20 protein-coding genes are annotated in these 22,536 nt (G+C 40.9%); 13 read left to right on the top strand and 7 right to left on the bottom strand.

Translation table 11 applies throughout. The features are described 5' to 3' along the window. The first annotated feature begins 65 nt into the window (after positions 1 to 65). From pilV to L3V38_RS11350, 5 genes are read left to right on the top strand one after another with little or no spacing between them, the layout of a single operon-like run. The gene (gene pilV / locus L3V38_RS11370; protein ID WP_237119462.1) at positions 66 to 614 is read left to right on the top strand and encodes a type IV pilus modification protein PilV; all 549 of its coding nucleotides are present in this window, start codon (positions 66 to 68) and stop codon (positions 612 to 614) included. Position 615: 1 nt separating this feature from the next. Beyond that, positions 616 to 1,605 carry a PilW family protein gene (locus L3V38_RS11365; protein ID WP_130151249.1) on the top strand — a complete coding sequence of 330 codons (990 nt, stop codon included), beginning with the start codon at positions 616 to 618 and terminating at the stop codon, positions 1,603 to 1,605. After that, complete coding sequence (locus L3V38_RS11360; RefSeq protein WP_237119461.1) at positions 1,593 to 2,075, top strand: pilus assembly protein PilX; 483 nt, start codon at positions 1,593 to 1,595, stop codon at positions 2,073 to 2,075. The genes L3V38_RS11365 and L3V38_RS11360 overlap by 13 nt, the downstream gene beginning before the upstream one ends. A gap of 13 nt (positions 2,076 to 2,088) precedes the next feature. Continuing rightward, positions 2,089 to 5,274 (top strand): PilC/PilY family type IV pilus protein, encoded by a 3,186-nt coding sequence (locus L3V38_RS11355; RefSeq protein WP_237119663.1) that lies wholly within the window; start codon positions 2,089 to 2,091, stop codon positions 5,272 to 5,274. Further along, positions 5,258 to 5,680, top strand: coding sequence for a type IV pilin protein (locus tag L3V38_RS11350; RefSeq protein ID WP_237119460.1), 423 nt, complete (start codon positions 5,258 to 5,260; stop codon positions 5,678 to 5,680). Before L3V38_RS11355 ends, L3V38_RS11350 begins: the two co-directional genes overlap by 17 nt. Positions 5,681 to 5,687: 7 nt before the next feature. On the opposite strand, the gene L3V38_RS11345 is transcribed toward L3V38_RS11350, so the two are convergent. After that, a complete protein-coding gene (locus L3V38_RS11345) occupies positions 5,688 to 6,221 on the bottom strand; it encodes a GspH/FimT family pseudopilin (RefSeq protein WP_237119459.1) in 534 nt (177 codons plus the stop codon). A 71-nt stretch (positions 6,222 to 6,292) separates the two neighbouring features. Further along, the gene (locus L3V38_RS11340; RefSeq protein WP_237119458.1) at positions 6,293 to 6,838 is read right to left on the bottom strand and encodes a GspH/FimT family pseudopilin; all 546 of its coding nucleotides are present in this window, start codon (positions 6,836 to 6,838) and stop codon (positions 6,293 to 6,295) included. Between the two features lie 139 nt (positions 6,839 to 6,977). Between L3V38_RS11340 and glnB the strand changes: the two genes are divergently transcribed. Continuing rightward, positions 6,978 to 7,316: a nitrogen regulatory protein P-II gene (gene glnB / locus L3V38_RS11335; RefSeq protein WP_062570524.1), complete on the top strand. Its 339-nt coding sequence runs from the start codon at positions 6,978 to 6,980 to the stop codon at positions 7,314 to 7,316. 325 nt (positions 7,317 to 7,641) lie between these two features. On the opposite strand, the gene L3V38_RS11330 is transcribed toward glnB, so the two are convergent. Then, positions 7,642 to 8,400, bottom strand: coding sequence for an outer membrane protein assembly factor BamD (locus tag L3V38_RS11330; RefSeq protein ID WP_130151255.1), 759 nt, complete (start codon positions 8,398 to 8,400; stop codon positions 7,642 to 7,644). Between the two features lie 124 nt (positions 8,401 to 8,524). On the opposite strand from L3V38_RS11330, the gene rluD reads away from it, so the two are divergent. From rluD to clpB, 3 genes are all read left to right on the top strand, one after another. Then, the gene (gene rluD, locus L3V38_RS11325; RefSeq protein WP_130151256.1) at positions 8,525 to 9,502 is read left to right on the top strand and encodes a 23S rRNA pseudouridine(1911/1915/1917) synthase RluD; all 978 of its coding nucleotides are present in this window, start codon (positions 8,525 to 8,527) and stop codon (positions 9,500 to 9,502) included. A gap of 5 nt (positions 9,503 to 9,507) precedes the next feature. Continuing rightward, positions 9,508 to 10,230 carry a peptidoglycan editing factor PgeF gene (gene pgeF, locus L3V38_RS11320; protein ID WP_237119457.1) on the top strand — a complete coding sequence of 241 codons (723 nt, stop codon included), beginning with the start codon at positions 9,508 to 9,510 and terminating at the stop codon, positions 10,228 to 10,230. Between the two features lie 98 nt (positions 10,231 to 10,328). Next, a complete protein-coding gene (gene clpB, locus L3V38_RS11315; RefSeq protein ID WP_130151258.1) occupies positions 10,329 to 12,905 on the top strand; it encodes an ATP-dependent chaperone ClpB in 2,577 nt (858 codons plus the stop codon). 59 nt (positions 12,906 to 12,964) lie between these two features. On the opposite strand, the gene L3V38_RS11310 is transcribed toward clpB, so the two are convergent. Next, a complete protein-coding gene (locus L3V38_RS11310; protein WP_237119456.1) occupies positions 12,965 to 14,512 on the bottom strand; it encodes a PAS domain-containing methyl-accepting chemotaxis protein in 1,548 nt (515 codons plus the stop codon). Between the two features lie 420 nt (positions 14,513 to 14,932). On the opposite strand from L3V38_RS11310, the gene gshA reads away from it, so the two are divergent. After that, positions 14,933 to 16,510 carry a glutamate--cysteine ligase gene (gene gshA / locus L3V38_RS11305; protein WP_237119455.1) on the top strand — a complete coding sequence of 526 codons (1,578 nt, stop codon included), beginning with the start codon at positions 14,933 to 14,935 and terminating at the stop codon, positions 16,508 to 16,510. Between the two features lie 136 nt (positions 16,511 to 16,646). Beyond that, positions 16,647 to 17,255: a transglycosylase SLT domain-containing protein gene (locus L3V38_RS11300; RefSeq protein ID WP_130151261.1), complete on the top strand. Its 609-nt coding sequence runs from the start codon at positions 16,647 to 16,649 to the stop codon at positions 17,253 to 17,255. Positions 17,256 to 17,305: 50 nt separating this feature from the next. Here the strand turns inward: L3V38_RS11300 and L3V38_RS11295 are convergent, their stop codons facing one another. From L3V38_RS11295 to ccsA, 3 genes are all read right to left on the bottom strand, one after another. Then, positions 17,306 to 18,145: a mechanosensitive ion channel domain-containing protein gene (locus L3V38_RS11295; protein WP_130151262.1), complete on the bottom strand. Its 840-nt coding sequence runs from the start codon at positions 18,143 to 18,145 to the stop codon at positions 17,306 to 17,308. Positions 18,146 to 18,284: 139 nt separating this feature from the next. Continuing rightward, on the bottom strand, positions 18,285 to 19,556 hold the full coding sequence (locus L3V38_RS11290; RefSeq protein ID WP_083515358.1) for a CNNM domain-containing protein: 1,272 nt from the start codon (positions 19,554 to 19,556) through the stop codon (positions 18,285 to 18,287). A 61-nt stretch (positions 19,557 to 19,617) separates the two neighbouring features. After that, on the bottom strand, positions 19,618 to 20,421 hold the full coding sequence (gene ccsA / locus L3V38_RS11285; RefSeq protein ID WP_130151263.1) for a cytochrome c biogenesis protein CcsA: 804 nt from the start codon (positions 20,419 to 20,421) through the stop codon (positions 19,618 to 19,620). A 234-nt stretch (positions 20,422 to 20,655) separates the two neighbouring features. Here ccsA and ffh point away from each other — a divergent pair, with 234 nt between their 5' ends. Continuing rightward, on the top strand, positions 20,656 to 22,032 hold the full coding sequence (gene ffh, locus L3V38_RS11280) for a signal recognition particle protein (RefSeq protein WP_062570535.1): 1,377 nt from the start codon (positions 20,656 to 20,658) through the stop codon (positions 22,030 to 22,032). Positions 22,033 to 22,274: 242 nt separating this feature from the next. Further along, a complete protein-coding gene (gene rpsP / locus L3V38_RS11275) occupies positions 22,275 to 22,523 on the top strand; it encodes a 30S ribosomal protein S16 (protein WP_036967110.1) in 249 nt (82 codons plus the stop codon). Positions 22,524 to 22,536: the final 13 nt, after the last annotated feature.

The raw sequence follows: 22,536 nt of genomic DNA, 5'->3' as shown, positions 1-22,536 counted from the left end.
TTATATTGCTATTTACTGACCCCATCTTATGCTTAACCTATGGAAAAGTATGAGTTGAATTCATCATGTTAAACAAATCACAAGCCCAAGGCTTTACGCTAATCGAAGTGCTTATTGCTTTTGTGATCTTGAGTTTTGGTTTACTCGGGGCTGTGGCACTTCAAGCAAAGGCAAAGCAAGCGAGTTTTGACTCAATGCAGCGTGCAGCGGCTATTGCATTGGGTAACGATATTATCCAGCGAATGCGTGCAAACGATACGGCAGGATTTGCAGGTCGTTACAACGGAACATTAACCAGTGACACACCATTAAATACTAATTTACAGTGCTTTAATAACGCTTGCTCTGCAGAGCAAGTGGCAGCACTTGATAAACAGCAGTGGGTGAGAGCTATTCAAGCGCGTGAGAATACGGGCGCTTTAGACGATGCAACCGTGTGTATAAATGCAGCGTCGCTGGGCACAGCAAATGAATTTAATATTGAAGTGGTTATTAGTTGGCAAGGACGTCAAGAGATCAAAGCAAACAGCGATACAGCAGCGGTTGATTGCGGCGCATCGAATGATAAACGACGCTTAATTGTACTTGAAAGTTATATATATCTAAGGTCTTGATATGAAAAAGCATATTGGCTTTACATTGGTCGAAATGATGGTTGCACTGTTTATAGGTGGCCTGGTGTTGGGCGGAGTCATGTTTACTTATTTGAGCATGAAAGTCACAACCCGAGACACAATGACAATAGGCGAGCTTCAAGAAACAGGCCGCCTTGCAATCAATATAATGCAGCGTGACATTGAGCAAATAGGTTTTTGGGGAACATATTACGAAAAATCAATGACATCTGAAAATACGGATACTTTAACCAATCCTGGTAACGATTGTTTTGGGGGGCTCAATAACGGCAGTTTCCCTGACGCGGCATCCGTTACTAACTTTCGCTCTGTTTATGCGGTAAATACAACCGATAATACCGCATTAAGCTGCATTAATAATGCAAAAAAAGATACCGATGTTCTGCAAGTAAAGTTTTTAGAAGGCTTAGAGATAGCACCTGCTGATACAAACAATAATTTTTACTATTTTATTGCTGAACAAGATCGAGGTGAGTTTCGTCGGGGCCCAGTTGATGCTGCGAGCATAAGTGGTAATGCGACTGTATGGCGGTATCGTCACCATGTTTACTATATTTCTGAGCAAACATTCACCATCAATGAACAGCAAGTTTCTGTACCTGTACTGATGCGCAAACGATTAAGACCTGGCTCCGGAATGGTGACAGAAACCATTATGGAAGGTGTTGAAGACATACGTTTTGTATTTGGCCTAGATACAACAAATAACAGCCGGGTTGATACCTACAAAAGCATTGAAAATATGACTAATTCTGATTGGGAAAATCGTCAAAGTATTTTAACCGTTCAAGTATTTTTACTCACAAGGTCGTTAATACCTGATGCAAATCTAAAGTTGCAAAATCAAACCTACACGCTGGGCGAAGATGCAAATAAGCGAGAGCTTACATTTAATGATAACTTCAGGCGTGCATTGTTCACCACGACGATCCGCTTAAATAATGTTGGAGCAAACCTATGGCGCATTTAGTATCGATAAAAAAACAGCAAGGTGTTGTGCTGATTGTTGCCTTGATTATGGTTGTAGCTGTAACTGGAATAGCGGTTACTTTAATGAGTAGCAGTAGCATTGATATAAAAATTACGAATGCGGCTCAAGAGCGGGATGCTGCAGAGAACAAACTAATTGGTATTGTTCAAGAGGTTATTGCAAAAGAAGCGCTCGAAGACGGTAAAAGTGCGTTTTTATTGAAACCCGCAAAAATACCCGCTGAGGGTTTTAAAATGAATAAAGTTGATAATGAGACAAGCACACTTAAAAATATGAACAAAGGGCCATCAGCACTACTTTGCCCGCGCAAGTTTGATCCGACCCCTGGTATTGTTTGTAATATGGTGCAAATTGACACAAGCCTTACTTATGGTTCCAAGAGCAAGCACACATTAACCGTTGTCACAGGTGTTGCCCAAGAGATGGCGAACGTGAATTCGGGTGGTTAACTGGAGATTTATGATGAAAATTAAACGTTTAACTCGCAGTATACTGCTCGGTTTCATAACGCTATCTGGTATGTCGGTGCAAGCAGAAGATATTGAGCTCTATGTTAACCATAATGTAGATTTAGATGAGAGACCACGCGTTCTGATTGTGTTTGATACGTCAGGAAGTATGGCATTTTCAACAGCCACAGGTAACAGTTGCGGCTATAACTATTATACCGGCTACGTAGTATGTCCTGATAGTCGCTTGGGGGTTGCACAGAATGCAATTACCAGCTTGGTTGATGACAATGACGATATTGATTTTGGCCTGATGAGATTTAATGGTACAGAAGGGGGCTATGTACTCGCAGGTATTGGCTCATCGACATCACTTTTAAAGCAAACTCTTTCAGCTCTCCCTGCTGATGGCGGTACGCCCCTAACGGAGACATTATGGGAGGCATATCTCTATATTACAGGGCAAAGCGTATTTTATGGACAAAACGTCAGTGAAGCCCAGCGTGACACAACTATTGAAACAAGGGTTCAATCAGGACCGTGGTGGCGACCTAGGTATACCTATACTTATAACTCACCTTTTGATACTACAGAAGAAGCCAAACGTTGTGATAATTCAGTTAACGTTATTTATATGACCGATGGGGATCCTTCTGCTGACCAAGATGGTGAGCAAAATAGTAATATTAGCGCTTTGTATAACACTCATTTTAATCAATATCTATCTAGTACAGACAAAATAGCCGGTGTATACCTACACAAGCTTGCTCAGATAATTCACGGTACTGAGGATGTTGACGTGGATTTATTTCCTTCAACACCAGATATTCATGAAACAGGGCGAGTTTACACAATCGGTTTTGGTAGCGGTATGAGTAATAATGGTAAGCGCTTACTATCAGAGACTGCAAAGCTAGGGGGCGGACAATACCTACATGCCAACACCTCTGAGCAGCTATCGCAGGCACTTAAAAACACCATAACTCAAATTCGTGAAGTAAACGATAGTTTTACCTCTCCGTCCATCGCGAGTAATAACGTTGATCAAACTCGTAGTCGTGAAGATATTTACTACGCAATGTTTTATCCAGAAACAGGTGCTCGTTGGCGAGGAAATCTAAAAAAACTAAAAGTGTCTGGTGAACAAATTATTGATTCGACAGGTAAACCAGCTTTAAATGAAGACGGCCTTATATCAAATAAAGCACGTACATATTGGCTACCAGATAACGAAGAAGCTGACGGTAACACAGTGCAACGTGGCGGTGTTAACTTGCTGTTGAGTAGTCTTGCAAGTCGAAAACTTTATACTGATGCAGGCTCGTCAGCTTTAATCAGCTTCACGAAAAGTAATGTATCTAATGCGCTTGGCGGAGATGATAAAGCGGCAGCTGCATTTGGAGTGGATAAGTCTCAATTACAAAAAACGATTGATTGGGCAAGGGGAATCGATGTTGATAATGAGGATGAAGATGCATCTTCAATTGATCAACGCCAAGATATTTTCGGTGATCCACTGCACTCAAAACCTGTGACAATAGATTATGGTAATGACGATATACGTATTCTAATTGGCACCAATGCAGGTTTTATGCATCTTTTCCAAGATAAAAATGACGTGCTAAAAGAAAGCTGGGCATTTATGCCAAGTAGCTTATATAAAATAGTGAAACCGTTAAGAGACAATCAGTCCAACACAAAAGTGTACGGCGTCGATGGTCCTATTTCAGTGTTCTTTGATGATAAAAATGGTGATGGGATCGTTAACGGTAGTGACCGCGTATGGGCCTTCTTTGGCTTTAGACGCGGCGGTAGTTACTATTATGGTCTTGATATCACTAACCCTGACTCACCAAGCCTTATGTGGAATGGGCCTATTGTGGGTGGTTCTGCTGATTTTAAAGAGCTTGGCCAATCTTGGTCTAAACCGACGGTGACCTATATAAATCTAGAAGGGTACGAAGATCGTCCATTGCTGGTTTTTGGAGCAGGTTATGATACCAATAAAGATAATGTCATTCGGACTGCTGATAACAAAGGCCGAGGTATTTATATTGTCGATGCACAAACGGGTAAAAAGGTATGGGCACTCACGCCAACTGAAAATGGTTTTCAAGGAAATCACAGCATAGCTTCTGACATAACGACACTGGACTCTGACTATGATGGCTACGTTGACCGTTTATACGCCACTGATACCGGTGGCAATGTCTGGCGCGTAGATATGCCTTCAAATACTCCTAACGACTCGAAACAGCCATGGACTCATTTTAAACTAGCAAGTCTAGGCAATACTTTATCGACACAAGATCGTCGTTTCTTCTATAAACCGTCAGTGGCCAGAACAGTATTCAGCAAAGTGACAAAAACAACGGTAAATGGCCAATCGACAATTGCCCGTCTGGACACTCCGTATGATGCGGTATTAATTGGTAGCGGCAATCGCTCAAAGCCTACAGCCACCACGGCGAACGATCAGCTTTATATGATCCGTGATATCAATACAACTACACAATCGTTCCAAGGTAGTGACGTCCCCGTCGCCATTACGCAATCAGACTTAATGAATATGGATTCAGACCCATTTGGTAATGCATTAGACGATATCGATGAATTTACAGAGCTTGAAGTTGAGTTGTCTGAGTATTACGGTTGGTACTACAACTTACCTGCTGCTGGTGAGAAGTCACTGGCTGCTAGCACGGTGATTGGTGGTGTTGCTTATTTTACAAGTTATACTCCTTCTTCTGCCACTGAAACGGTAAACCAGTGCTCATTAACTGGTGGGGCAGGTGGCCTGTATGCATTTCATTTGCATTATGGCACTAAGGTTTATGACGAATTAAAATTTACTACATCAAATGATGTACCAGATACGCCACAGTTATACTTTGGTGTTGGTGATAGTTGTGTTGATAGAAACAACAATGGTTTTTGTGATGACTTATCTGATACTGAAAACCCTGACGTAATTAAAGATACAAATATAAAAGTGGAAGAAAAAAGCCAGTTTATGACCATAGGTCCTGGTATTAAAGGTCAGCAGAACCCATTCAAAGTTAAAAAAATAGTCGGGCCAAATCTCACTCAAGAAGATGGTAAAATTAAGCTTGTAAGCGATACAGATCCTGTTGGCTTTGGCTTCGAAACACAACAAACCTATATTTATAAGCGAGAAGTAAATGATAAAAGTCAATAAAGCGAACGCTGGCTTTACACTGATAGAGCTCATGATAACAGTGGCTATTTTGGGAATTATCGCCAGTATTGCCTTGCCTAGTTATTTTCAGCACGTCAAACGCACAGCCAGGACAGAAGCTATAACGGCATTATTAGATGCTGCAAATAAGCAGGAGCAATTCTTTGTTGATAATAGAGAATATACAACAGTGCTGGCTAATTTAGGTGTTGCAAGTAAAACAGAGAATAACTTCTATACGGTGTCTGTGACTGTTGATAACGATGCGGGGACATTTGAGTTTACCGCCACACCTGCATCGGGACCTGTGCTACAAGATACCGAATGTACTTCTTTATCAATCTCAGATACCGGATTAAAGACCTCGAAAGGCTCAGCAAATGCGAAAGAGTGCTGGGGCCGATAAAAAGAGCCTATAACTGACACTTATCAGTATCTTTTAAACGAGTACGGCCGGTAAAACTTAACGAAATAGCAAGCCCTTTCAGGCTTGCTTTTTTGTACTCAGGGCAATAGATAAAAGTGCCGTTATTAAAGCCCATAGGGGTACCATTAGGCCTAAAAGTAATAGCATGTCGAGGGTAGGTGAGTTGATCAAGTCTGTTAACTGCCTCTAGCTCAAGGATGATTGTATCGTTACTATCAAGTACACCAATTTCATTATTATCTACAAATACGGTGAGTGATTTGTGCCAGTAGTCCTTGTTACAGTGATTATCTTTTAGAGCACAAAATGTTATGAATGCATCGTTAGTTTGTGCATTATGACGGCTTACCCCCAGCGCACGCCTAATCTCTTGCATTTTGTTTTCTAGGCGATTTTTGGCAAGCAAAGGGGTATATTCAAACAATGCTATATTAAGAAGAATAGCTAAAATAGACAACACAACTAAGCTTTCTATAAGTGTTGTGCCTTTTAATTTCCACCAATACGTTTTTGTCTCCATCCGTGAAGATCTCATTTGTTATAGTTTCTTCAACTATATTCATGTACCTTTATTGGTGTCAAATAAGTTGCTTAATTACAGCTTTTAGTCGTATTTCCATTATATAAAGCAGTCCCTGATTGAGTGACAGTAAGCTCTTTATTGTTATCTCCGTCTGCTTTTGAAGGGCAATAGATAAAAGCGCCAGCAGTTGTTGTGATCATCCCGCTTGTATCAAAGATTAATGAATTACCACCTGAAAATTGGAGCCTACTGTTAGTTGGAAGCTCTTTCATTACTCTGAGAATTTTATCGTTTTGAGCAGGGTTGTAGACACCGTTTTGGTTAGCATCATAAAATACAAATACAGTGCCTTCCTGCCAGTTTGAACAAGTAACGCGACTATTATTTTCAATGTTAGTGGTATTTCCTGCGCACACAACAACTAAAGAGTCGGAGCTGGTGGCTTTGGCTCTTGCGAAACTAATATTACGTTTTAATTCTTGAAGATAGCTTTCAGCACGATCTTTTTCGAGTAGATCAGAACTATCCCACAATGCTATAACAGCGATGATACCCACTATTGCGATAGTGACCATAAGCTCTAAAAGCGTAAAACCTTGTTGTGATGATTTCATTGTTGTCTCTATTATCAAACGCCTCATTTAATAATATCATGATTGCTGATTTAATCACCGAAATTCATAGCTTTGTTTGCCATCAGAGTCGGTATTGTCTAAAATCGAGGCAATTAAGAAATAAAAAGTAACCCAAAAAATGAAAAAAATTGAAGCAATCATAAAACCATTTAAGCTTGATGATGTTCGAGAAGCATTATCAGAAGTGGGTATTACAGGGATGACGGTAAGCGAAGTTAAAGGCTTTGGTCGTCAGAAGGGGCACACAGAGCTTTATCGTGGTGCTGAGTACATGGTTGATTTTTTACCGAAAGTAAAATTAGATATCGTGCTCGCCGATGAAGATGTCGATAGAGCAATTGACGTTATCGTTAAAACGTCACAAACAGGTAAAATTGGTGATGGTAAAATCTTTGTTACTGACGTTGAGCGTGTAGTTCGTATTCGTACTGCTGAAGAAGATGAAGACGCGATTTAATTAGTATACCCAAGCCACCTCAAGATGCAGAATTCAGCGTTTCACAGGTGCTTAATATCAAGGCGTTACTTTGCAAGAATGGTAGTCCCTTTTAAGAAGTAACAACGATGAGAGTAAGTGCCTGTGAGCGCCCAAAGGGTTGGTTTAAAAGCGATTTATACTGCGTTATTGATTTTAACAATAGAACCACTATTACTTGCAATCAATGCCTTGCCTAAATCGCTTTTAATTCCAACTGAAACTCGCACCTTGAGGTGGTTTGGGTATATTCGATCGCAAACATTAAAAAAGGCGCCTTTGGCGCCTTTTTAGTTTTCAATCAATTTTAACGATTATTCGCTTCTCGCGTTGCTTTAGCATGTTCACTTAGTTCAGGTAAGCCAAGTTTATCGTAGCTTTTTACCATGATCTCAAGAGCTTGATCTAAGTAGCTACTTTGTGAATAATGCTCAACTACATATTTACCGCGGTTTGCAGCCGCAAGGTAAGCCTCGCGCTCATAATAGTATTGCGCTACTTTTAATTCATAGCGAGCCATTTTATTTAAAAGCCACACCAAACGTTTTTTAGCTTCTGGGGCATAAGCGCTATCAGGGAAGCGTTTTAGTAGTGTTGATAAGTCAGTAAATGCAACGCGAGTACGATTTGCGTCTCTGTCAGCGCGGTCTACACCAAAATATTCCTGAAATGCATTTTCATCCGCTTTAATATTAACTAAGCCACGCATGTAATACATGTAATCTAAGTCTTTGTGATTTGGATTAAGGCGAATAAAGCGATCAATAGTTGCCAGTGCCTGCTCGGTATTTCCTGATTGATAATGTGCATACACTAAGTCCATTTGCACTTGTTTTGACAAAGGTCCAAATGGATAGCGTGAATCAATTGCGCTTAAAAGTTCAATTGCACGGGCATAAAGACCTGAGTCTAATGTTTCTTTTGCATCTTCGTATAAAGCTTGCGCAGATTTATTAGGAACGCGTTGTATATCTTCTTGATCAGGCGCTGATGAACAGGCACCTAAGCCAAGTAATGAAACTGAAAAAACTATGGCGAACGCACGTTTCCCTATTTTATTTATCATTTTATTTATTACCTTTGATGTCTTCGGCTAGGCCAAGTGAGGAAAACCGAGTAAACTATACGTATTAAAGCGATTCTAACCCAGTCGAGCAAAGCTTGCACTGGTAAATTGGGTAAAGTTACTAATGTCAGAGCAAATTTCTCTCCAAGCCGAGGTTCCAATAGACCTTGGCGGTAAACGTCTAGACCAAGTATTGGCACAATTGTTCCCTGATTATTCTCGTTCACGTATAAAAACGTGGATTTTAGATGATAAAATAACCGTTAACGGTGAAATATTAAACACACCGCGTGAAAAACTACTCGGTGGCGAAACGGTGAGTGTCGAAACAACCATCGAAGCTCCGCGCGAGTACGAAGCACAAAATATCAAATTAAACATCGTTTATGAAGACGATGATATTTTAGTGATCAATAAACCAATGGGTTTAGTAGTTCACCCAGGTGCGGGTAATCCTGATGGCACCGTATTGAATGCATTGTTACACCATTATCCTGATATCATTAACGTGCCTCGTGCTGGTATTGTGCACCGTTTAGATAAAGACACCACAGGTTTAATGGTGGTAGCAAAGACAATTCCTGCGCAAACACATCTGGTATCCGCTTTACAAAAGCGTGAAAACTTCACCCGTGAATATGAAGCAATTTGTAATGGTTCAATGACAGCTGGTGGCATGGTTGAAAAACCAATTGGTCGTCATGCAACTAAACGAACTCATATGGCCGTGCATGAGATGGGAAAACCCGCGGTTACTCACTATCGGGTTGCAGAAAAATTTAGAGCACATACACGCTTACGTTTACGCTTAGAAACCGGTCGTACTCACCAAATTCGTGTACACATGGCTTATTTGAATCACCCGCTAGTAGGCGATCAATTATACGGAGGTCGTCCACGTCCACCTAAAGGTGCAACACCTGAGTTGTTTCAAATGCTTCGTGAGTTTAAGCGCCAAGCATTGCATGCAGTTAAGCTGTCAATTGCTCACCCGATCACTGGCGAGATGATGACATGGCAGGCACCGATTCCTGATGATATGGCTGCGATGACAGAAGCTTTACGCGCAGACACCAAAGCAAACCCAAATATCGAGTTTTAAGCGTTATGATCACACCAGCATGGACTGCCCCAAAAACAATTAGCGCACTGAGTACCACCCGCAAAGGCGGTGTTTCTGTTGCACCCTTTGATAGTTTTAATGTGGGGTTACATGTTGGTGATGATGAGCAAGCCGTGCTTGCAAATCGAGAGCTGCTAACAAATCAGTTGCCAAATCCTGCTGTGTGGTTAAATCAAATTCATAGCAGTGACGTCGTGGTGATTGATGAAGACAGTGACTTAAACCAAGTCCGCTCTGCTGACGCGCTCTACACCCGTTTAGCAAAACAGCCGCTTGCGATAATGACCGCGGATTGCTTACCTGTGTTACTTAGCTCAACCTCTGGTGATGAAATAGCCGCGATACATGGCGGCTGGCGAGGTTTAGCACAAGGCATATTGGCCAATACGCTTACCCATTTTAAAGCCTTGCCAAACGATATTATTGCTTGGTTTGGCCCTGCCATTGGCCCTTCAGAGTTTGAAGTAGGGCAAGAAGTAAAAGCGTGCTTTTGTGAGCTAAATGCTAACCATCAACATGCATTTACGCCTAGAGGTGATAAATATTTAGCTGATATTTATTTACTTGCTCGCCAGCAGTTAGCGCAATTAGGTGTGGTAAATATTTTCGGTGGCGAGTACTGTACTGTTAGTGATAAGTCACAGTTTTACTCTTACCGACGCGATGGCGAAACAGGGCGTATGGCAAGTTTGATCTGGCGCAATTAATACCACTTTTTTGCGATTAAATTATCGTCTCTTACTTGAACAAATCATTAAGCATACCCATTAATTAAGCAATTAGATTTTTTAATAGGTAAACCCTCATGCGTTTAGATAGATTTACAAGTAAATTTCAATCTGCGCTTTCAGATGCGCAGTCACTAGCGCTTGGGCGCGATCATCAATTTATTGAGCCAGTACACTTGATGTATTCTTTGCTTCAGCAAAATGGCTCGAGTGTGCGTGCGCTGTTAGCCCAAGCAGGCGTGAGTGCTGATGAATTAAACACCAAGTTATCGCAAGAAATCGAGAAACTATTTAAAGTTGAAGGTATTGGCGGCGATGTTCAACTATCAAATAACATGGTTTCGTTGATAAACCTGTGTGATAAATACGCGCAAAAACGTAAAGATAAATTTATCTCAAGTGAGCTATTTGTTCTTGCAGCATGCGAAGACAAAGGTCCACTAGGTGATATTTTTAAAGCACTTAATATTACTTCGAGTAAAATTGAAGCAGCAATCGAGGCTATTCGTGGTGGCCAAAAAGTGGATGACCCTAATGCTGAAGAAACTCGTCAGGCATTAAAAAAATTCACAATCGATCTCACTGAGCGCGCAGAGCAAGGCAAGCTAGACCCAGTGATTGGCCGCGATGATGAGATACGCCGCACGATTCAAGTATTACAACGTCGTACCAAAAATAACCCTGTACTAATTGGTGAGCCAGGTGTGGGTAAAACGGCGATCGCCGAAGGCTTAGCACAACGCATCATTAATGGTGAAGTGCCTGAGGGGCTAAAGAGCAAACGCGTTTTATCGCTTGATTTAGGTGCCTTGGTCGCAGGCGCTAAATACCGTGGTGAATTTGAAGAGCGTTTAAAATCAGTATTGAATGAACTTGCCAAAGAAGAAGGCCAAGTGATCCTCTTTATTGATGAAATTCATACCATGGTGGGTGCAGGCAAAACGGATGGTGCGATGGATGCGGGTAACATGTTAAAACCTGCTCTTGCACGTGGTGAGCTTCACTGTGTGGGTGCGACGACCCTTGATGAGTATCGTCAATACATCGAAAAAGATGCAGCACTTGAACGTCGTTTTCAAAAAGTGTTTGTTGATGAGCCATCAGTTGAAGATACCATCGCGATTTTACGTGGCTTAAAAGAGCGCTATGAATTACATCACTCAGTAGATATTACCGATCCGGCCATCGTTGCTGCAGCGCAGTTATCACATCGTTACATTAGCGATCGTCAATTGCCTGATAAAGCGATTGACCTCATTGATGAAGCTGGCTCGTCGATTCGTTTGCAAATTGACTCAAAGCCAGAGTCTTTAGATAAGCTTGAGCGCCGCATTATCCAGTTAAAGTTGGAAGATAATGCCCTTGCTAAAGAAAAAGACGAAGCGAGCCAAAAACGCCGCACAGAAATGCAAGAGCTGATCACTGAACTGGAAGCGCAATACCGCGAACTAGATGAAGTTTGGAATGCCGAGAAAGCATCATTGCAAGGCACGCAAGTGATTAAAGCTGAGCTTGAACAGGCGCGTCTTGATTTAGACGTGGCACGTCGTGCTAGTGACTTACAGCGCATGTCAGAACTTCAATATGGTCGTATTCCTGAACTTGAGCGTAAACTCGACCTTGCATCACAAGCGGAAATGCAAGAAATGAGCTTACTAAAAAACCAAGTTGGTGAAGATGAAATTGCAGAGATTTTATCGCGTTGGACAGGTATTCCTGTATCGAAAATGCTGCAAGGTGAGCGCGAAAAGTTACTGCAAATGGAAGATCAATTGCATCATAAAGTAATTGGTCAAGATGAAGCGGTTGTGGCTGTGGCTAATGCCATTCGCCGTTCTCGCGCAGGGCTTGCTGATCCGAATCGTCCAATTGGTTCATTCTTATTTTTAGGCCCAACAGGGGTGGGTAAAACTGAGCTGACTAAAGCGTTGGCTAGTTTTATGTTTGATACTGAAGATGCCATGGTGCGCATTGATATGTCAGAGTTCATGGAAAAACACTCGGTTGCACGTTTAGTGGGTGCGCCTCCAGGCTATGTAGGTTATGAAGAGGGTGGCTATTTAACCGAAGCCGTGCGTCGTCGTCCGTATTCAGTTATTTTACTGGATGAGGTTGAAAAAGCGCACCCTGATGTATTTAACATCTTACTACAAGTTCTTGATGATGGCCGCTTAACGGATGGTCAGGGGCGCACCGTTGACTTTAAAAATACCGTTATCATTATGACCTCTAACTTAGGCTCGGACATTATCCAAGAGCAAGCAGGTTCAAATGACTATGCGACCTTAAAAGAGAAAGTGATGGGCGTTTTAGTGAGTCAGTTCCGTCCAGAGTTTATTAACCGTATTGATGAAACGGTGGTATTCCATCCACTTGCCAACGAGCACATTAAAGAAATCGCTGATATTCAGTTAAGTAAGCTTCGTGAGCGTTTAACTGAAAAAGGCTATCTTCTTGAAGTGACCGATGCTGCCCTAGAGGGCATTGCCGCAAGTGGCTTTGATCCGGTTTATGGGGCAAGGCCTTTAAAACGCGCTATTCAACATACCATTGAAAACCCGTTGGCGCAGCGCTTATTAGCTGGAGATTATCAGCCAGGTGCCATTATTCATATAGATGCCGATGAAAATGGATTGGTTTTTTCTAATCGCTAAATTAACCGCATATAAAAAAGCCGCATCAATTGATGCGGCTTTGTTTTTATCAATATATTTTATACTTTAAAAGTTAACAGCATATCGTTCACTTTGCGTGAGCCCTCAACGAGGCCCGCAGCATCTTTTGCTACGTTGTAGCTTAGCTTTAAGTTTTCTTCGCTGTGTCCTTTGATGCTGTCTACATTTGTACGAATATCAACACTGACCACTTGTTGCTCTTCCGCCGCAGTTGAAATCTCTGTTGCAAGGCTAGAGATCTCATCGATTTGTGCAAAAATACTAGCAAGCTCGGTTTGTGTATGTGTAGTTGTGCTTACACAGCTATCAGCTTGCTCTTTAGTTGATTGCATTACTTTTGACCAACTGAATAAAGTATCTTGAATTTCTTTGATTGAGCTGTGAATTTGTGACGTCGCATTTTGAGTACGAGATGAAAGAGCTCGTACCTCATCGGCTACCACAGCAAAGCCGCGACCATGCTCGCCAGCACGGGCGGCTTCAATAGCTGCATTAAGTGCTAATAAGTTGGTTTGCTCTGCAATACCTTCAATTTCACTCATAACTTGGCCGATTTTATCCGCCTCACTGGCTAGGGAGTTAGCCGTGGTTGCAGCTTGTTCAACTTGGTTTGCAAGTGCAGACACCATGCTGCTGTTATCTTCTATGTGTAGCTTAATGTCGTTACAGCTTTGATAAGTCGTATTTACTTTCTCTGCTGTGTGGTGTGTATTTGCAGATATTTCACCAATGGTTGCACTCATTTGCGTCATTGCTGTTGCAATATCACCCAAGCGTTGACCTTGGGCTGCAATTCCTTGCTCAGTTAATGAAGATTGTCTATCTAAGTTTGTAGCAATATCTTTAAATGAATAGGTCGAATCTTTAATACGGCCAAGAACCGTACGCAGTTTTGCTGCTAACATTTGCTGATTATAGGCCGCAACACTAAATGGGTGAGCGCCTGAATACACATATCGAGACACAGAGTCAAACTCAGCACGCTGTTTTTTAAGCTCTGTAGGGGTCACTATTAGCTCGTCATAGTTAAGAGCAATAAGAAGTGCTGCAACCATAAAAGTGCTCGCCGCGATGACTGCTGATGTCAACAAACCAAGCGCAACAATAGCCACAGCTGCGATAACAACAGAAGTGAGTTGTCGCAATGAAATATTTTCACGAAAAGATGAAATAGATTTACCATTATTTATTTTTTCGTATAGTGCCATGGCTCGTGTTTTGAGCTCTTCTGATGGTTTTGTACGTACTGATTGATAGCCAACTAATTGCCCGTGTTCATAAATAGGGGTTACGAATGCATCAACCCAATAATATCGACCATCTTTACAGCGGTTTTTCACCATACCTCGCCATGAGTGACCTTGTTTGAGTTTTTCCCACATCTCCTTAAATGCAGCTTTTGGCATATCTGGGTGCCTAACCATATTGTGATTTTTACCTAGCAGCTCTTCCTCGCTATAGCCTGCGATGGTGCAAAACTCTTTGTTTACGTAGGTGATTACTCCACGTAAATCGGTTGTTGAGACAAGCTCTTGATGTTCAGAGTAGATTACTTCCTGATTGATTGTTTCTTGACCACGACGCATTTTAGTCCTTGAAGTGTACTTTTTTACTATGTGCGGATTATAGTCTCAGAAAAATGTAAGGGAAGAGTAACCATGTTAATTAAGTGAAACTTTGAATTATTTCATATAAATATTGATCTAGAGCAATGTCTTGTCTGAAAACATGTGTTTAAGGCTTAACCAAAAGGTCGTAATTGAAATAAATTTTATTGGCATGAGGTCTCATTATTGATTAGCGAAACAATTTCGCATCAATGAAGTGCTATCAAAGCAATTGTATTATAGTTATCTGAATGGCAAGATGATGACTAAGTGATGGAGTTGTCAGGGTATCGACATTAATTACAGTTGCATGGATAGAGATTCTAATTTTTCTCTTGAGAATTTATATTCTGCCCCCATACACTTGGGATTAAAGCCACGTGGCTCGAGGAAGCATTTTTGATAAAACATGATTTAAACAAAACGCTACAAGCGTTATCGGCACACTATCCAACCGCAATTAATGGGATTAAGCGTGGCATCGAGCGAGAAGCATTAAGAATTAAACCTAACGGTGTTATTTCAAAGAAGGGGCATCCTCAAGGAGTAGGGTGCGCACTGACCAATGATCATATAACTACGGATTTTTCAGAATCTTTATTAGAGTTTATTACGCCAGTTAGTACCTCACCTGAGCAAACATTAGCGCAGCTTAAAGATTTACAGAAGTTTACTTTGTCTCAAATGGGTGACGAATTGTTATGGCCTATTAGTATGCCATGCTTTATTGATAATCAAGATGACATTGTGCTGGCGCAATTTGGTGACTCAAATATTGGTCGCATGAAAACACTCTACCGTGAAGGGCTTAAAAATCGTTATGGTAGTATGATGCAAGCTATTGCAGGTGTGCACTTCAATATTTCGTTCCCTGACACGTTATGGCAGGGGCTACATGAGCTAAGTGATAGCACAAAGGACTTAGCAGATTTTATATCAGACGGTTACCTAGGTTTAATTCGTAATTTTAAACGTGAACTTTGGTTAATTAGCTATTTATTTGGTGCTTCCCCTGCGTTATGTCATTCTTTTCTTCAAGGGCGTCAAACTGAGCTGCCATTTAAAAAGTTAGGTAAAGGTACACTTTACTTAGAGGTTGGCACTGCTTTACGTCTTGGTGATTTAGGTTATACGAACAGTGCACAATCTTCTTTACGTGTGATGTACAACTCGTTAGATGAATACGTTGCTGGTTTAAAAGAAGCCATTAATACACCATCAAATATTTATAATCATATTGATGATTACACCAGTGAAGCACCAAAACAGCTGAATAAAAACATTCTCCAAATCGAAAATGAATTCTATTCACCGATTAGGCCTAAACGAAATGCTGCCAGTGGAGAAACCCCTACGGATGCTTTGCTACGAGGCGGAATTGAATACATTGAAGTACGTGCCTTAGATGTCAATCCATTTAGTGAAACGGGTATCGATTTACAACAGATCCGCTTTTTAGATGTATTTTTAACTTATTGCTTGTTAAGTGACTCACCTAAGATGGACTGGCAAGAGCAAAGCCTCAGTACTAAAAACCTTGATGCTGTTGTAAACGAAGGGCGTAGTCCTGATTTGCAACTGACAAAACAAGGTGAGCAAGTTAGCTTGACGGCATGGGCAATGTCAATATTTGATAAACTAAAGCCAGTGGCGCAATATATGGATGCTGCCTATGGCGTAAGTTATTACAGTGAAACAGTCGCAACGCTTGCGACTTGGGTCAGTGAGCCAAATAAAACATTCTCAGGGCGATATATTGATATGTTAGCAAACACTAACCAAGATAATGGTGAGTTTGCATTAACACTTGCACAGCAATATAAGCAAAACCACCAAGCCGCTGATTATCAATTTTATGATGACGCTTTTTTAACAGAGCAAGCATCTAAGTCGGTAGCAAAAGAGCGCGATGTAAAAGCTGAAGATGATATGTCTTTCACTGCATTTTTAGATGATTACTTTGCAAAGGCGAAGTAATACATTTTAGGCATAAAAAAACGCAGCCTAGGGAGGCTGCGTCAAAGATTCTTCAGGGATGAAACAATGCTATACTACTGCATTCATAAGTTCAGACTGACCAACTAAGAAAAAGTTCAGCGAGATACATAAAAAAATGAAAAAAAGTATAATTATTTTATCGCTGGCCGCAGCTTTGGCTGGTTGTGCTACAGCTCCTCCTGAGCAACCTCATGATATTTGTAAAATTTTCGAAGAAAAACCAGATTGGTACTATGATGCTCGCGATGCTCAAGACAAGTGGGGCTCGCCAAAACATGTATTAATGAGCATGATGTATCAAGAAAGTTCGTTTCGTCATGATGCAACGCCGCCTATGGAATACTTTCTGTGGATCATCCCAATTGGACGTGTAAGTTCAGCTTATGGTTACTCACAAGCAAAAACCCCTACATGGTCAGACTATATTCGTGAAACCGGTAACAGCGGTGCAGATAGAGATGATTTCGATGATGCCATCGATTTTATGGCGTGGTTTGTTTACAAAACACATAAAGTAAATGGTGTTTCTAAGTGGGATGCTTACGCACAGTACCTTAATTATCATGAAGGGTGGGGCGGTTATAAACGTGGTACGTATAAAAAGAAAAAATGGTTGATGAGTGTGGCAAATAAAGTTAAGCATCGAGCAAGTCGTTATGGTGCACAACTTAGAAAATGCGAAGATGAGTTGGATAAAAACTGGTTTGAGCGCTTGTTTAGTTAGCACTTATTTAATTAAAAAACCCACAATAATGTGGGTTTTTTAATGATAAATTATTTGCCAGGAAATTGGTGAATGTGTACATCCCGTTGCGGAAACGGAATGGTGATATCCGCTGCATCAAAAGCAATTTTTACTTTTTCATACAAGCCAAAATACACCGGCCAGTAATTCTCTGAATCAACCCATGCCCATACCAGCATACCAATATGACTATCGCCATGTTGACTAACATGTACCACCGGCTTTTTCGCTTCTTGATCTTTTAGCACTAATTCATAGTCATTCAACACACCCATAAGCACTTCTCGCGCCTTATGGACATCATCGCCATAACTAATACCAAACTCTATATCAACACGACGTGTAGGCTCTGCAAATTTGTTTTTTACACAGCCATTTGATAAAGCGCCATTTGGAATGATTATTTTTTCATTATCATAAGTAAGTAGCACAGTGACAAAAATTTGAATCTCAACAACTTTCCCCATATAACCTTGTGCTTCAATAACATCACCGACTTTAAACGGTTTAAAGAATAAAATCAGAACACCACCTGCAAAATTAGCTAAACTACCTTGCAGTGCCATGCCAACGGCTAAGCCTGCAGCACCTAACATAGCGATGAATGAGGTGGTTTCGATGCCAATCATAGAGGCAACAGAAATCAGCAAGAGTATTTTTAAAATGACTGAAATAAATGACACCAAAAAGTGTGTGAGCCCTGCTTCAAATTTTACTCTGTTCATTGATTTTTCGGCCATGTTGGCGATGCGGCCAATCAACCACCACCCTATAACCAAGACTAAAATAGCTAAAATAAATTTTGGCCCATATAACATGAGTAATTCGATAGCTTGGTTATATACTTTTTCGATTGAAATATCGTCCATTATTGCTCCATGTAAATAAACTTAATCGGACACAATACTAGACGAATTGATATGAAAGTGTGCTCTTTAGCACAAAAATGTGAAACTTCAGAGGCGGTAATATACGTAATAAAAAAGGAGTAGCAAGCTACTCCTTTTCTTATTCTTGAATACGTTTACTGGGTATTACTTTAACCAGTTTTACCATATTTTCTTTTACTTCTAATACTTCGATAGGGTAGCCAGCAATACGCAAACTTAAGTTAGCATCTGGAATATCTTCAAGATATTCTACAATTAAACCACTTAAAGTTTTTGGCCCATCTATAGGGAGCTCCCAGTTCATTTCTTTATTTAAGTCACGAATATTAGCGCCACCGTCGACAAGCACAGAACCATCGTCTTGCTCTGTTACTTCTTCACTTGGCGTACGAGTTTGTGTTGTTGTGAAATCTCCAACCACTTCTTCTAAGATATCTTCAAGTGTCACGAGACCTTGAATATCACCGTATTCATCCACAACTAGACCAATTCGCTCTTTTGATTGTTGGAATTTTAAAAGTTGTGTATTGAGTGATGTCCCTTCAGGAATAAAGTAAATCTCGCGAACGGCACGTAATAGTGAAGGTTTATCAAATTGCTCTTTTGTTAATAGGCGTAGTGCATCACGTGAATGAATGAAGCCTACCGCATCGTCAATTTGGTCTCTGTAAAGCAGTACACGCGTGTGTTGTGCATGTGTTAATTGGCGACTAATAAGCTTCCAGTCATCGTTGATATCAATTGCAACAATCTCATTTCGAGGGATCATGATATCTTCTACAGTGACTTGCTCTAAATCTAAAATAGACGTCAGCATGCTTTGATGGCGAGCAGGAAGGAGGGCCCCTGATTCATTTACCACCGTTTTTAGTTCTTCTTTGCTTAGGCTGTGCTCTTCAATTTGTGCTGTGGTAATGCCAAAGAGGCGCAACATACCATTGGTCATCCAGTTCACGATAACGACAAACGGAAACAGTATTTTTAATAGACCTTTGAGGATAATAGAGCTTGGAAAAGCGACCTTCTCAGGATATAGCGCTGCGAGTGTTTTAGGCGTCACTTCAGCAAAAATGAGCACTACAAGTGTTAATACACCAGTGGCAATAGCAATACCAAGGTCACCATACAGGCGAATCCCTATAATCGTAGCGACTTGCGCTGCTGCGATGTTAACAAGGTTATTTCCGATTAAGATCAGACCAATTAGTCTATCAGGACGGCTTAACAGTTTACTGACGCGTTTCGCTGCACGGTGATCTTCTTTTGCTAAATGGCGCAAGCGAATACGGTTAATTGACATAATTCCAGTTTCAGAACCAGAAAAATAAGCAGAAATAAGTATCAATAATCCCAATACAATAAACAGGGTACTAGTCGATATGTCGTCCAACGATGGATCCTTTTTTTATAAACCAATGCATATTAAGCTAGAGACAGCTTGCTGAGTCAAGTTAAAACTTATTTAGTATCACTTCTTGTATGAAACGGCTGCCAAAATAAGCAAGAGATAAGATAAATGCGGCTATCATGATCGAAAATACCACAGGCTTCCCTCGCCAACCCTTACGCAGATGACCGATAGTCACAACGGTGAAAATAACCCATGCAAACAAAGATAGAATTGTTTTATGAATAAACTCACTAGCAAACATACCATCAAGGAAAATAAAGCCAGATAGCAGGGCAAAGGTGAGTAAAATCGTCCCTAAAGTAAGTAATTGATATAGCTGACGCTCAACCACCATTAAAGGGGGTAAGTGGCTGTGCACGATTGCTAAATCTTTACGCTTTAAGCGTTTATCAATAAAGTAAAACTGAATGGCATAAAGAGTCGATATAATAAGCACACAGTAAGCTAATAAAGACAGGGAAATATGTGTAACCAGTCCAAGCTCGACATCAATAGTATGCAAAATTACGTGATGAGGAATAAACAAGCTTGCTAAGGTAAGTATTGCAGCAAACCCATATACAACAGGCAGTAATAGTGTTGCTGGGAACTTTAAAGAAACAGCTGTGACAGAAACAACAATAACCCAACATGTTAGTAAAGCAACATTCACAATACTTAAATCTTGGCCATCTGCACGAAATACAGAGTTAACCAATAACAGCATATGGGCAAGGATAGCAACCGTGCTTAAAATGACCGTGAGTTTCTGGCTCGGACCTTGTTTGTGAAAAAGGCGTGATAGTACGTGCGACGTTGCTAACACATAAAACAAACTAGCAATAATAGTTAAACTAATAATCATCGTGTTTTGGCCACTTAATTTATATCGATAAATCCTTGTCTCTTTGATGCCATTGTATTTTATAGCAAGGAAAAAGCATAGAGTTTGTAAAAAGAAACTCAAACTGCACACTTGAACACTGTATTGTCGACCACCATTTACGGTATACTGTTAAGAATTGAAATTTTAATTTCCCCTGTTTTGGCTTTTTATAGCCCAATGAACAGGCGAAACACGTTTTATCGGAACCTTTACATGTTTGAGAATCTCCAAGAACGCTTAGGTAAAACCTTAAAAAATATCAGTGGTCGTGGACGCCTAACTGAAGACAATATTAAAGATACATTACGTGAAGTCCGCATGGCATTTTTGGAAGCGGATGTTGCACTACCTGTTGTTCGTGAGTTTGTTAAGCAAGTTAAAGAACGTGCAGTGGGTGTTGAAGTCACTAAAAGCTTAAGCCCTGGCCAAGTCTTTATTAAAATTGTGCGCGAAGAGCTTGAAAAAGCCATGGGTGAAGCGAATGAAGAGCTAAGCCTTAATGCGCAGCCGCCAGCTGTCGTAATGATGGCAGGCCTGCAAGGTGCGGGTAAAACGACGAGTGTCGGTAAACTGGCTAAATTTTTAAAAGAGCGTAAAAAGAAATCGGTACTTGTTGTGAGTGCTGACGTTTATCGTCCAGCGGCAATTAAACAGCTTGAGACACTTGCAGATGAAGTGGGCGTTGAGTTCTTCCCAAGTGATATTTCGCAAAAGCCGGTTGATATCGCAAATAATGCTATCTCCCATGCTAAGAAGAAATTTATCGATGTCGTGTTAGTCGATACCGCGGGTCGTTTGCATGTTGATAACGACATGATGGATGAAATCAAAGCACTTCATAGCGCGATTAACCCAATCGAAACTTTATTTGTTGTTGATGCAATGACAGGTCAAGATGCTGCAAATACGGCAAAAGCATTTGATGAAGCGCTTCCTTTAAGTGGTGTGATCTTAACGAAAACGGATGGTGATGCCCGTGGTGGTGCTGCATTATCGATTCGTCATATTACCGGTAAGCCAATTAAGTTCATGGGTGTGGGTGAGCGTACAGATGCACTTGAACCATTCCACCCTGACCGTATTGCTTCTCGTATCCTAGGTATGGGTGATGTACTTTCATTAATCGAAGAAGTCGAAATGAAAGTCGATAAAGAGAAAGCGGCTAAAGTTGCTGAAAAAGTATTTAAAGGTGACGGCTTCACATTAGATGACTTTGCTGAGCAACTTCGTCAGATGAAAAACATGGGCGGTATGATGTCAATGCTCGATAAATTGCCAGGTATGCAAAACTTACCTGATGCAGTTAAGGGGCAAATGGGTGATAAAACGTTTGTACAAATGGAAGCGATTATTAACTCAATGACTGCAAAAGAACGTGCGCGCCCTGAAATCATCAAAGGCTCTCGTAAAAAACGTATTGCAGCAGGTTCTGGTACGCAGGTGCAAGAAATCAATAAATTGCTGAAGCAATTTACGCAGATGCAAAAGATGATGAAGAAAATGAAAGGTAAAGGCGGCATGAAGAAAATGATGCGTGGCATGAAAGGCATGTTACCGCCAGGTATGATGGGCGGAGGCCCCAAGTTTTAATACCACCTTTATAGTGTTTATCTTAAAAAAGGAGCAAATAGCTCCTTTTTTAATGGATAAATTATGCGCAATCAGTATGCAAAGCTAAGATCTCTAGCGCAGATCAGTGTTTAATCAACTAAACTTACATTTTGCATCACTTCTTACTTGCAATGTTGCAAAAAACTCGTACAATTCCCCAGCTTCCCGTATTGGGGAGTAAATCTTATTAATGAAAACAGTCAATCTATTTAGAGGACGGTATGGTAACTATTCGTTTGCAACGTGGTGGCGCTAAAAAACGCCCTTTCTATCAAATTGTGGTTGCGGATAGCCGTTTCTCGCGTGACGGTCGCTTCATCGAGAAAGTAGGTTTCTTTAACCCAATCGCTTCTGGTCAGGAAGAAAAAGTACGTTTAGATTTATCTCGTGTTGAACACTGGGTAGGTCAAGGCGCATCTCTTTCAGATCGCGTAGCTAAATTAGTTAAAGACGCTCGTAAAGCGGCTTAATAGGCGTAAGTGT

The organism is Pseudoalteromonas sp. L1 (genome assembly GCF_021728095.1).
GTDB lineage: Bacteria > Pseudomonadota > Gammaproteobacteria > Enterobacterales > Alteromonadaceae > Pseudoalteromonas.
Note: the sequence above shows the minus strand (reverse complement) of the source record. Positions and strands in the feature narration are given on the sequence as shown.